This is a genomic window from Microbacterium sp. Se63.02b (assembly GCF_014171575.1).
Taxonomy (GTDB): Bacteria; Actinomycetota; Actinomycetes; order Actinomycetales; family Microbacteriaceae; genus Microbacterium.
The window spans coordinates 3,374,577-3,386,606 of the sequence record NZ_CP050453.1 but is presented as its reverse complement, the minus strand read 5'-3'; the positions used below and the strand labels follow the sequence as shown (position 1 = coordinate 3,386,606).

Genomic DNA, 12,030 nt, shown 5'->3' with positions numbered 1-12,030 from the left:
GGTCAGCGCGTCATCGACTGCCGATCGATGCGGTCGACTCGCGAGCGATCAGCTGCGGGGTGATGACCTTCGCGGAGTGGACGTGGTGGGAGCCGTCGTCGAGCTCGTCGAGAAGCAGCTCGACGGCGTCCAGACCCATCGACTGCTTCGGCTGCCCGATGGTGGAGAGCGCGTGCCGCCCGTCGAGGCCGAGGTCGCCGTAGCCGATGACACGAGCGTCGCGCGGGGCGGAGATGCCGTGCCGGGAAAGACCCTCGAGGACTCCGGTCGCCAGCTGGTCGTTGATGCAGAAGATCCGTCGGGGGGCACCGCTCGCGATGATCTGCTCCGCGGCCGCTATCCCCGCCTCCACGGTCATCTCGTCGACGATGATCTCGACCAGCTCGCCCTCGGAGCGTCCGGCGTCCCGCAGGGCAGCGAGCGAACCCTCGTAACGGTCGCGGCATTGCGTGATCGAGTGGTGGCTGTTGATCAGGGTGACCCCCGTGCCGGGTGTGCTCAGCAGGTGCTCGACGGCCAGCCTGCCGCCGTGTACATCGTCGACGGCGACCGAGCACCCTGGGCGGTGTCGATCAGGCGGTCGACGAGGACGATGTGCGTGCCGATGCTGCGCAGCATCGCGAGCCGCTCGGCTTCGGGGTTGATCGGGACCACGAGCGCACCGGCGGCGCGCTGCTGCGCCAGCAACTCGAAGTGACGCCGTTCGCGTGCGGGGTCCTCGTGGGTGACGCACAACGAGACGGCGTAGTTGTGCTGGTCGGCGGCATCGACGACCGCATCCGCGATCGCCGCGTAGAACGCGTTCGTCACCTCGGGGATGATGAGCCCGAGCACGCGGCTGGCGCCGCCGCGCCGGAGCGTGGCGGCGGAACGGTTCGGGACGTAGCCGAGCTCGTCGATCGCGGCCTGGACGCGGCGGCGCATCGCTTCGGAGACGAGGTCCGGTCGGTTGATCGCCGTCGACACGCTGCCGACGGAGACGCCGGCCAATCGCGCGACATCGATCTGATCCGGTTGTCGCTCAGTGTTCACGTGCTCTCCAGAAAATGCGGTCGCCGCCCGCCAGCGCCGCTGTCCACGCCGACGACGTACCCGCCGGACCGTCCCTAAACCTACCGCCCGCGATCAGCGATTCACGTGAATCATCGTCTTGACCTCCGTCGTCAGCGGAACCGTCCACGCTTCGATCGCGCGATCGAAGGGGAGTGTGCGGCTCACCAGGGAGTCCGCGTCGATCCGCCCTGTCGCCACCGCATCGATGACCGTCGGCCAGGTGAATGCGTACCTCATGACGCCCTGCACCGACACCTCTCGCTCGATGATCGCCGGCATCGGGATGGAGGCGTCCTGGGCGCCGACACCGATGAAGATCGCTCGGCCGCCCGGCGCGACTTTGAGGCAGCTGTCGTGCCGGACGACTCCGACCCCGGTGCACTCGATCACGGCGTCGAACAGCTCGTCGACGGATGCGAGGTCGGCAGAGACCTCGCATCCGAAGCTCGCCGCCTTCGCGCGGCGCTCGCTCTGCGGCTCGACGAGAACCACACGTGAGGCTCCCTGGAGGAAGGCCAGCTGTGCGGCGAAGAGGCCGATCGGTCCGCCGCCGGTGATGAGGATGCGGCTTCCGGCCGAGACGCCTGCCTTGCGGACCCCGTTGAGGGAGACCGAGATCGTCTCGACCATCGCGGCGGCGTCGTCGCTCATGGAGTCGGGGATGTCGAAGGCGTTCTCCGCGGGCACGTTCAAGTACTGCTGGAGAGCCCCGTCGGTGCCCGGAACGCCGAAGAACCTCTGGCCGGGGTCGAGGTTGTAGCTCCCGCGTCGTGCCTGAGGCGAGAGGGGGTCCGCCATGAGCGGTTCGACGGAGACGCGCTGCCCCACGCGCGCCTCATCGCCGCCCGGGCCCACTTCGACGATGCGCCCGCCGAACTCGTGGCCCAGCACCAGCGGCTCGGAGACGATATCGCTGCTGGCCCGTCCTTCGAGGTAGAAGTGCTTGTCGGACCCGCACACGCCGACGGAGCCGATCTCGACACGTACTTCGCCCGGACCCGGCCGGAGGACATCCCTCCTCTCGAAGCGCAGATCTTCTTTGCCGTGCAGCACGAGGGCGCGCATCGTGCGGGACGTGTCGGTCAACAACTCTGGTGACATCGTGTTTCCTGTCTTCTCGCGGTTCTCAGGCCGTGATGGCGACTATTTCGGGCCGCCCGCTTGACGAGCTTCCCGCCCTGAGCATAAAGTTGGGGCCGCCACCTGAGACGTTTCAGTTTCAGGGACTATACCGCACCGATGTGGCTGTGGTGAAGAGAGCTTGAAGCGTCGCACGCGACGCGGAAGGGATCATCGTGGATCTCACAGCAACAAGAATCCGAGCGGCGGCAGCCGCCGTCCTCGTCCTCGGTCTCGCCTTGACCGGTTGCGCCGGACAGGCCGGAGGAGGAGGCGGCGCTGAAGACGACACCCTCAAGATCGGTGCGATCTACCTCGACACGCAGGGCTTCTATGCCGGCGTGAAGAAGGGCGTCGAACTCGGTGCCGAAGAAGCAGGCAAGAAGGTGGAGTTCGTCGAGACGAACGCCGCGGCGGATGCCTCCAAGGAGTCCGCCTTCATCGACACGCTCATCTCATCTCAGGTCGACGCCATCCTGCTGTCGGCGGTCTCCGCCGATGCTTCCGCGCCAGCGCTGCGCAACGCCTCGAACGCCGACATCCCGGTCGTCTGCTACAACACCTGCATCAACGAGGCCGACGCCGAGGAATACGTGAAGGCGTATGCCTTCGGCGATCCGGTCGAGTTCGGGTACAAGACCGGAGAGGCGGCCGCCGACTACTTCGAGGCGAACGCCGTCGCCGACCCTCGGATCGCCGTGCTCAACTGCGAGTTCGTCGAGGTGTGCGTCGACCGCCGCGAAGGCTTCGAGAAGGCGCTCACCGACCGCGGCATCGCCTATGAGATCGTCGCGAACCAGGAGGGGACCGATCCGACCGAGTCCATCGGCGTGGCGGAGAACATCCTCACAGCCAACCCCGACATCGACGCCTTCTACGGCGAATCCGGCGGCGCGGCCATCGGCGCGGTGAAAGCGGTCGAGAACAAGGGGCTCGCCGGCACGACGGTGGTGTTCGGATCCGACATGACGGCCGACCTCGCGAACGCCCTCGTCGACAACACGATCCTGAAAGCCTCGATCGACGTCTCGGGCATCGCCGTGGGCAAGGCGGCGATCGCTGCCGCCATCGCCATCCTCGACGGCGAGTCGCAGGAGTACTCGGTGCCGGTGCCTATCGACGTCTACACGACGCCCGAGCAGGGGACCGAATGGCTGGAGACGCACCCGGACGGCATCCCGTAAACCCTCATCACCGATCGGGAGAGCACAATGATGGCAATTGATGAGCCTGTCGCCGAAGTCATCGGCGCATCGAAGCACTACGGCCCCGTCGTCGCGCTCGACGACGTGAGCTTCACGATCCGTCGGGGCGAGGTCCGGGCACTGCTCGGCAAGAACGGCGCGGGAAAGTCGACGCTCATCCGCCTGCTGTCCGGGGCCGAGGCCCCGGACAGCGGGGACGTGGTCCTCGGCGGCGAGCGGCTCGGCGCCGGCGGCGTCGAGGGCGCGCATCGGCTCGGGGTCCGCACGGTCTACCAGGAACTCTCCCTCATCGGCAGCATGAGCGTCGCGGAGAACATGTTCATGGGACGGTGGCCGTCCGCCGCGGGAGCGCTGAGCTACCGGCGGATGCACGCCGCGACCCGCGACGCGCTGGCACGTCTCGACCTCGACATCGAGCCGGGACAGGCTGTCGACGATCTGAGCGTCGCCGACCAGCAGCTGGTCGAGATCGCCAGGGCCATCCACGACCAGCCGCGGCTGCTGATCCTCGACGAGCCGACCAGCTCGCTCGCGGCCGCAGAGGTCGGCCGGGTGCTCGACGCCGTGCAGACCATCGCCGCCAGCGGTGTCGCCGTCCTCTACGTCAGCCACCGCCTGAACGAGATCCGGCAGGTCGCGGACACGGCTTCCGTGATGCGCGACGGTCGCCTGATCGACACCCGGCCCCTGGCAGACGTGGACACGCGCGAGGTGGTGCACATGATGATCGGGAACGCCGTCGAGCAGTTCGCCCCCGTGGCGGAGGCTCCGACAGAACTCGGCGAGGTCGTGCTCGATGTCTCGGACATCCACGACGCGCCGTTCCTGCACGGGGTCTCCCTGAGTGTCCGGAAGGGCGAGGTGCTCGGGATCGCCGGGGTGCTCGGAAGCGGTCGGACCGAACTGCTCAAGATCGTCAACGGCGTCACCGCGCCGGCGTCGGGCACGGTGCGTGTGCACGGCCGGGACCTCACCGGCCGGGGACACCGCATCGCGCTGCGCAGCGGCGTCGGCATGACTCCGGAGAACCGCAAGCAGGACGGCATCTTCCCGCAGCTCGGCGTCGACGAGAACATGCTGGTGTCCGACTGGCGAGCGGTCTCGGCAGGCGGATTCACCTCGCCCCGCAAGATGGCCGCATCGGCGACCGCGTTGATCGAGCGTCTGCGCATCAAGACGTCCAGCGCCAGAGCCGAGATCGACACTCTCAGCGGCGGCAACCAGCAGAAGGCGATCATCGGCCGCTGGCTGCATGCCGAGAGCGACATCCTTCTGCTCGACGAGCCGACACGGGGAGTCGACGTGGAGGCCAAGGCGCAGATCTACGCGCTCATCAGGGAGCTCGCGGCCGCCGGCAAGTCGATCGTCTTCGTCTCCAGCGAGATGGAGGAGCTGCCCTCCGTCTGCGACCGCGTCGTCGTGCTCCGCGGCGGACGGATCGTCGAAGAGCACCGCGCGCCGAACATCGACATCGATGCCATCCTCTCGAGCGCCATCGCCGAGCACTGAGCTCTCCCATACCCGAAGGACACCTCATGACCAGCACACTCACCCCCGGCGCACCGGGGACGACACATGGCGTGCCGTTCCTGCGTGCTCTCAACACCCAGCGGATCAACGAGATCGGGCTCGCGGTCGCGATCATCGTGCTCGTGATCATCCTCTCCGTCGTCGCCCCAGGGTTCGCGACCGAGAACAACGTCTGGAGCATCCTCCGCGACGCGGCCACGGTCGGCATCGTCGCATGGGGCGCGACCCTCGTCATCGTCTCCGGCGAGATCGACATCAGCATCGGGCCGGCTGTGGCCTTCTGGTCGGTCATGCTCGCCGAGATGGCCGGCCCCTGGGGAATCGGACTCCCTGGCGGCATGGTCGCCGTGCTCATCGGCGGTCTCGTCGTCGGCGGGCTGGCCGGCTGGCTGCGGGCGGTGCTCGGCATCCCGTCGTTCATCGTCACGCTCGGCCTGTGGAGCGCCTACCGTGGGCTCGCGCAATTCATGACCAACGCCCTGCCCGTCCCCGTCGAGACCAGCGAGTTCATGGACGTGCTCGCGGGCTCGATCGGTCCCGTGCCCACGCCCGTCGTCGTCTTCTTCGTGCTCTTCGTGATCTTCTATTTCGTCTCGACCCGCACGAGCTTCGGCCGCTCGGTCTTCGCGGTGGGCGGCAATGCGCGCGCAGCGATGCTCTCCGGCATCCATGTCACCCGCACGCGCATCGCGGTCTTCGCGATCACGGGCCTGCTCGCCGCGGTGGTCGGCATCCTTCTGACCGCCCGTCTGGGCTCGGGTAACAGCGGTGCGGCGACCGGACTGGAGTTCGATGTGATCGCCGCGGTCGTCGTCGGCGGCACTGCGCTCGCCGGGGGTCGAGGGTCGATGCTCGGAACGCTGTTGGGCGTCATCTTCATCGCGATCATCGGCAACGGCCTGATCCTGCTCGGCGTCAACTCGTACATCCAGGACGTCGTGTCCGGCGCGATCATCGTCGTCTCGGTGCTCATCAACATCCTGCTCAGCCGAAGGGGGAAGAAGAGTGTCGAGTGACCAGACCGTTCCGACCGCCGACCACACCCCGACCCATCGAGGACTCTCATGACCACGCATCCCTTTCCTGTGATCGCTCCCGAACCGCTCTCCCGCGTCACGTACGGGACGCCGAAGATCGCACTCGTGTCCGGCGGTCTCGGCGTCTACTGGGGGCAGTTCGACGGACTGCTCGACACCGTGCGCGCATCCGCGTCGACCATCGCCGACCGCATCGAGGGGATCGGAGCGACCGTCACCGACTTCGGTGTGGTGTCCGATCCGGTCGACGGCGCGGCTGCCGCCGACCGCATCCGACAGGCCGACGTCGACCTGATCGTGCTCTTCGTCTCGACCTACATGACGAGCGCCCAGGTGCTGCCGATCTTCAAGTACGGGGGCGCGCCCGTGCTCCTGGTGTGTCTGCAGCCGGGGCGGAGCATGGACCACGCGAACTTCGGCACGGGGGACTGGCTCGGTTATGCCGGGTCGGCCGGCCTCCCGGAGATGTGCGTGGCGCTGGAGCGCCTCGGTCTCCCGGCCAGGAGCGTGTCCGGATACCTCGACGACGAGCGCGCCTGGACGAAGATCGGCCGCTACGTGCGAGCGACCGGGGTGGTGGCGAACCTGCGCCGCGGTCGCTACGGTCTGCTCGGCCACCTGTACCCGGGGATGTTCGACATCGCCTCCAACATCACGTCGACGTACTCCACGTTCGGGGGGCACGTCGAGATCCTCGAACTCGACGACCTGCGCCGCCTCTACGACGGAGTGACCGACGCCGAGACCGAGGCGGCGCTGACCACGGTGCACCGCGTGTTCGCCGTCGACGAGGAAGCAGACCTGGAGAACATCAGCTTCCAGGCGCGCGTCTCGGTCGCCCTCGATCGCCTGATAGAGGAGTACGACCTCGACACCCTCGCCTACTTCCACATGGGCAACTCCGACGACATCTACAGTCGACTGGCCACGGCGTTCCCCATCGGCGCGACGCTGCTGTCGACCCGCGGCGTTCCTACCGTCACCGAGTTCGAGCTGCGTGCGGGCATCGCGATGTTCATCACCGGGCAGCTGGGTGGCGGCGGCACGTTCACGGAAGGACAGGCGCTCGACTTCGACCGCGGCCACGTCGAACTCGGCCACAACGACGCCGCAGACGCGTCGATCACCTCGGACCGTCCCGTCCTCCGCAACCTCGAGGTGTTCCACGGCAAGTCCGGGGGCGGGGCGTCCGTCGAAGCGACCGTGCGGCCCGGTCCCGTGACCCAGTTCTCGATCGGCGAACTGCACGATGGCCGCCTCCGATTCATCGCGTCGGAGGGCACAGCCGTACCGGGGCCCGCCATCAGGATCGGCAACACGACCACGCGGGTCGACTTCGGGTGCGATCCGGGCGACTGGACCGACGCCTGGGCACAGTCCGGCTCGACTCACCACTGGTCGATGGCCGTCGGCCATCTCGCGAAAGACATCGAGGTTCTCGCCGACCTCCTCGGCGCAGAATTCCGCCTGGTCCAGCCTTAACCCGGACCCCCGACACTTCCCCTCAAGAATCAGGAGATCACCATGAGCGACGTTCGTCGTGCCCGCATCGCAGAACTGCTTCCCCGTAAGAACCGTCGTAAGACCAGGATCGGCCTCGTCGCCGGTGGTCTCGGAGCGTACTGGCCGCAGTTCCCTGACCTGCTCCCTCAGCTGCAGGCGTCGTCGCGCTATGTCAGTGAGCGCTTCCAGAATCTGGATGCCGAGGTCACCGATGTGGGCTTCATCTCGGACGCGAAAGATGCCGCCGCCGCCGCCGAGAAGCTCCGCCTCGCGGACCCGGACCTCATCGTCGTCTTCCTCACCACGTATCTGACGGCATCGATGGTCCTCCCGATCGCACAGCGCTCCGGGGCCCCGGTCCTGGTGATCGACCTGCAGCCCACGGAATCGATGGACCATGCGACCTTCGACACCGGCCAGTGGCTCGCGTACTGCGGACAGTGCGCGGTGCCCGAGGTCGGCAACGTCTTCCGGCGCGGCGGTATCGAGTTCCGCTCGGTCTCGGGATACCTGCGCGATGAGAGCGCGTGGGCGCGCATCGAACGCTGGATCGCCGCTGCGGACGTCCGCGCGACCCTGCGTCACGCGCGTCATGGACTCATGGGACACCTGTATCCGGGGATGCTCGACGTCTCGACGGACCTGACCTCGGTGTCCACCCAGTTCGGCTCGCACGTGGAGGTGGTCGAGTTCGACGACCTGCGGGTGCGCGTGGAAGGCGTCACAGACGGTGAGACCCGCGAGCGCATCGCTCTCGCCAAGGAGGTCTTCGTCCTCGACGAGGCATCCGTGAATGAAGACGACCTGGCCTGGGGTGCGAAGGTGTCGGTCGGACTCGACCGGTTGGTCGATGACTTCGAGCTCGACTCGATGGCCTACTACCACCGCGGCCTCAACGGCGAGCAGCACGAGCGTCTGGGCGCCGGCATGATCCTCGGCGCGTCGTTGCTGACAGCGCGCGGGGTCCCGATGGCCGGCGAGTACGAGCTCCGCAACAGCATCGCCATGCTGGTGGCGGACACGATCGGCGCGGGCGGATCGTTCACCGAGATCCAGGCCCTGAACTTCTTCGACGGCGTCGTGGAGATGGGCCACGACGGTCCGGCGCACCTGGCGATCAGCCAGCGGGACCCGCTGCTGCGCGGACTCGGCATCTATCACGGCAAGCGCGGGTGGGGCGTGAGCGTCGAGTTCGACGTCAGAGAGGGACCGGTGACCACGTTCGGCGTCGGCCAGGAGCGGGACGGCAGCTATGTGTTCGTCGCCTCCGAGGGCGAAGTGGTCCCCGGCCCGCTGCTCGCGATCGGCAACACGACCTCCCGTGTCGACTTCGGGTGCCACCCGGGCGAGTGGGTCGATGCCTGGAGTGCAAGCGGGGTCGACCACCACTGGGCGTTGTCGACCGGACACCGGGCACAGGACTTCCGCGCTGCGGCGAATCTGCTCGGCATCGAGTTCCGGCAGGTGTCGGTCGGCTGATCGCATCCTCCGCAATCCACCTCACCCCCCGACGGCCCTGCCAGGGCCACCTCCGAAGGAGAACACCGTGAAGATCGGCAGCACCTCGACGACGGGATGGCGTGCCACCATCGCCGTCGCCATGTCCAACTACATCGAAGCCGGCTCGATCATCGCGATCGCGACCAGCCTCGGCTTCTGGCAGGCAGAACTCGGGTTCACCGATCTGACCGCCGGGCTGCTCGCGGCCTTCAGCGCGAACGCCTTCGGCGCGGCCATCGGCGCGATGCTCGGCGGCCCGCTGAGCGACCGTCTCGGCCGCAAGTTCATCTACACGTACGACCTCGTCGTGTTCATGATCGGCGTCCTGCTCGCGGCGTTCGCCGTGAACGTGCCGATGCTGTTCCTCGGGTTCATCATCACCGGAATCGCCGTCGGGGCCGGAGTCCCCGCGTCCTGGACCTACATCGCCGAACAGGCGCCGTCGAGGAACCGCGCGAAGCACGTCGGCACGGCGCAGCTCGCGTGGTCGTTCGGGCCGCTGGTCGGGTTCGCGCTCGCCGCCCTGCTCGCGCCGCTCGAGCTCTTCGGCAGCCGGATGATCTTCCTCCATCTCTTCGTCGTGGCCGCCGTCGTCTGGTGGGTCAGGCAGGGGCTGCCGGAGTCTCAGCTGTGGAAGGACCAGAAGGAGAAGAGCGCGAACGAGGTGAAGAGCGGAACGGCTTCTCGCACGGGGCGCGGTTTCGGAGCCCTGCTGTCGAAGAAGGTCAACATCACCGCCCTGCTCTTCCTTTTCGGGATCTACGGCTTCTGGGGGATCGTCGCCGGTCAGGCCGGTATCTTCATGCCCCGGGTCTACGAGGCCGCCGGAGTCGAGAGCGTCGTCGAGCAGGACCTCCTGCAGGTGCTGGTGTGGGGATGCACCGTCATCGCGACCTACTTCGGTTTCATGATGCTGGCCGACCGGATGTCGCGGCGTCTGCTCTACATCATCGGCGCCGTGATGGGGATCCTCGGATGGATGGCGCTCGTCTTCGGTGAGCCGGGGACCGCCACGCTCATCACGTTCGCCGTGCTCTGGGGCCTGTCGGCCGGCATCGGCGCGCAGGCGTTCTACGGGCTGTGGGCGAGCGAGCTGTTCGCCACCCCGTACCGCGCGAGCGCCCAGGGTCTGCTCTTCTTCGCTGCGCGTCTCGCCATCGGCTTCCTCAGCTACTTCTTCCCCGTGCTGCTCGCGACGACCGGAGTCGCCAACGTCGGTCTCATCATGATCGGCTTCCTCGCCGTCGCACTTCTCGTCGGTGCGATCTGGGCTCCGAACACGCGCGGTCGGAGTTTGAAGGAGATCGAGGAGGAGCGCTACGGCGCGGGAGCGTCCGAGCAGCAGGAACCGGTGGTGCGATGAGTGCGGCTGCGTCTCCGACGATCCAGCGGGTCTGCTTCACGATGCGGCTCCGCCCGAGTCGTGTCGACGACTACCTCCGCGACCATGCCGAGGTCTGGCCCGAGATGCTCGCCGCTCTGACCGAAGCCGGGTGGACGAACTACTCGCTGTTCATCCGTCGCGACGAGGGGATCGTGATCGGCTATCTGGAGACCGAGGACTTCGCACGGGCGCAATCCGAGGTGGCCCGCCGCGAGGTCAACACCCGGTGGCAGGCATCGATGGCACCGTACTTCGAGCGGGGTCGACCCGACGGCGCTCTGGACGTGTGGGAGGAGTACTTCCACCTCGACTGAGCGTCGCCGGGCATCGGTTGCGGAGGAATCAGTCGAACACGGGGCTGAGGAAGCGACGCTCGTACCGTCGGATGCACCGCGTGGTGCGGGCGAACTCGAACGCCTCGATGCACTCCGGGTCGGTGCGCGATGCCGTGCGGTAGGTCTCGTACGCCGCCAGGGAGGGGAAGGTGAACAGGGCGAACGCTTCGTCGCTGTCTCCTTCGCTCGGCATGAAGTACCCGTGGTGGGTGCCGCCGTGCTTGGCGACGAGTCGGATCCACGTCCGCCCGTACGTGGTGAAGTCGTCGAGCTTGTCGGGGTCGATCTCGTAGCGGAGGTGGATCGTGATCATGGGACGATCCTTCCAGAGGTCCACCGGCCACCGAACCGCACCCGGTGACTACGCTGAGTCCCGTGACGAACTCGCGCGACATGGTCCACATCCCCGCCGGCCGGTTCCTGATGGGGTCGGACGACTTCTACCCCGACGAGCGGCCGGTGCACGAGCGTGAAGTCGCATCGTTCTTCATCGACCGGTACGAGGTGACCAACGCGCAGTATGCGGAATTCGTCGACGCGACCGGATACGTGACGGTCGCGGAACGTCCGCTCGACCCCGCCGCTTTCCCCGGCGCCGACCCCGCGGATCTCGTCCCCGGCTCGATGGTGTTCACGCCGACCGCGGGCCCGACAGACCTGCGGAATTGGCGCAACTGGTGGCGATGGCAGCCGGGGGCGCACTGGCGTCGACCGTTCGGACCCGATTCCTCGATCGATCAGCTGCTCCAGCATCCCGTCGTCCACATCGCGTTCGAAGACGCCGTCGCCTATGCCGACTGGGCCGGGATGCGACTTCCCACCGAGGTCGAGCACGAGTACGCGGCGCGTGGGGGACAGGAGAGCACGGCTTTCGCGTGGGGCGATGAGGCGTATCCCGGCGGCGTCGCCCAGGCGAACTCCTGGTTGGGACGCTTCCCCTACGACAACCAGGGCGTCGGCGGCACGGCTCCCGTCGGCTCCTACCCGCCCAACGGCTACGGCCTCTACGACATGATCGCGAACGTGTGGGAGTGGACGACCGACTTCTACACGCCGAGGCACATCCGGTTGTCCGACACTCCCGTCGACCAGGGCAAGCGGACGAACCTGCTGGCGGCGGCGAGCGCGCAGGAGGGCTTCCCCGCCATCCCTCGCCGTGTCCTCAAGGGTGGTTCGCACCTCTGCTCGCCGGACTACTGTCTGCGGTTCCGGCCGGCCGCGCGCTCGCCGCAGGCCGAAGACACCGGCATGTCCCACATCGGATTCCGCCTCACCCGCTCCGAGTGAGGGCCCCTTCGCGCGGGGCGCGGAGAATGCTTGGCTCGACCGAGGGCAACCGCCCGCCTCATCGGTCGACGCAAGGA

Annotated in this window: 12 protein-coding genes; 8 read left to right on the top strand and 4 right to left on the bottom strand. The window is 67.5% G+C overall.

Annotated features, from left to right (window positions below; translation table 11 throughout):
• Positions 1-10 precede the first annotated feature (10 nt).
• The 3 genes from G4G29_RS23590 to G4G29_RS16855 all read right to left on the bottom strand — a co-directional run bounded on the left by G4G29_RS23590 (position 11) and on the right by G4G29_RS16855 (position 2,139).
• Positions 11-502 carry a substrate-binding domain-containing protein gene (locus G4G29_RS23590; protein WP_274601249.1) on the bottom strand — a complete coding sequence of 164 codons (492 nt, stop codon included), beginning with the start codon at positions 500-502 and terminating at the stop codon, positions 11-13.
• Positions 499-1,032 (bottom strand): LacI family DNA-binding transcriptional regulator, encoded by a 534-nt coding sequence (locus tag G4G29_RS23585; RefSeq protein ID WP_183150903.1) that lies wholly within the window; start codon positions 1,030-1,032, stop codon positions 499-501. The genes G4G29_RS23590 and G4G29_RS23585 overlap by 4 nt, the downstream gene beginning before the upstream one ends.
• Before the next feature lie 93 nt (positions 1,033-1,125).
• Positions 1,126-2,139: an alcohol dehydrogenase catalytic domain-containing protein gene (locus tag G4G29_RS16855; protein WP_210274191.1), complete on the bottom strand. Its 1,014-nt coding sequence runs from the start codon at positions 2,137-2,139 to the stop codon at positions 1,126-1,128.
• A gap of 209 nt (positions 2,140-2,348) precedes the next feature.
• Between G4G29_RS16855 and G4G29_RS16850 the strand changes: the two genes are divergently transcribed.
• From G4G29_RS16850 to G4G29_RS16820, 7 genes are all read left to right on the top strand, one after another.
• Positions 2,349-3,356: a substrate-binding domain-containing protein gene (locus G4G29_RS16850; protein WP_183150901.1), complete on the top strand. Its 1,008-nt coding sequence runs from the start codon at positions 2,349-2,351 to the stop codon at positions 3,354-3,356.
• Positions 3,357-3,383: 27 nt separating this feature from the next.
• The gene (locus G4G29_RS16845) at positions 3,384-4,886 is read left to right on the top strand and encodes a sugar ABC transporter ATP-binding protein (protein WP_210274190.1); all 1,503 of its coding nucleotides are present in this window, start codon (positions 3,384-3,386) and stop codon (positions 4,884-4,886) included.
• A gap of 26 nt (positions 4,887-4,912) precedes the next feature.
• Positions 4,913-5,923: an ABC transporter permease gene (locus G4G29_RS16840; RefSeq protein WP_183150899.1), complete on the top strand. Its 1,011-nt coding sequence runs from the start codon at positions 4,913-4,915 to the stop codon at positions 5,921-5,923.
• Between the two features lie 48 nt (positions 5,924-5,971).
• Positions 5,972-7,426 (top strand): L-fucose/L-arabinose isomerase family protein, encoded by a 1,455-nt coding sequence (locus tag G4G29_RS16835; RefSeq protein ID WP_183150898.1) that lies wholly within the window; start codon positions 5,972-5,974, stop codon positions 7,424-7,426.
• A gap of 42 nt (positions 7,427-7,468) precedes the next feature.
• Positions 7,469-8,926, top strand: a complete 1,458-nt coding sequence (locus tag G4G29_RS16830) for an L-fucose/L-arabinose isomerase family protein (protein ID WP_183150897.1) — start codon at positions 7,469-7,471, stop codon at positions 8,924-8,926.
• A 67-nt stretch (positions 8,927-8,993) separates the two neighbouring features.
• A complete protein-coding gene (locus tag G4G29_RS16825; protein ID WP_183150896.1) occupies positions 8,994-10,310 on the top strand; it encodes an MFS transporter in 1,317 nt (438 codons plus the stop codon).
• Positions 10,307-10,645 (top strand): L-rhamnose mutarotase, encoded by a 339-nt coding sequence (locus G4G29_RS16820; protein WP_183150895.1) that lies wholly within the window; start codon positions 10,307-10,309, stop codon positions 10,643-10,645. Before G4G29_RS16825 ends, G4G29_RS16820 begins: the two co-directional genes overlap by 4 nt.
• A gap of 28 nt (positions 10,646-10,673) precedes the next feature.
• Here the strand turns inward: G4G29_RS16820 and G4G29_RS16815 are convergent, their stop codons facing one another.
• The gene (locus G4G29_RS16815; protein ID WP_183150894.1) at positions 10,674-10,979 is read right to left on the bottom strand and encodes an NIPSNAP family protein; all 306 of its coding nucleotides are present in this window, start codon (positions 10,977-10,979) and stop codon (positions 10,674-10,676) included.
• An 80-nt stretch (positions 10,980-11,059) separates the two neighbouring features.
• Here G4G29_RS16815 and G4G29_RS16810 point away from each other — a divergent pair, with 80 nt between their 5' ends.
• Positions 11,060-11,953 (top strand): formylglycine-generating enzyme family protein, encoded by an 894-nt coding sequence (locus tag G4G29_RS16810; RefSeq protein ID WP_183152880.1) that lies wholly within the window; start codon positions 11,060-11,062, stop codon positions 11,951-11,953.
• Positions 11,954-12,030: the final 77 nt, after the last annotated feature.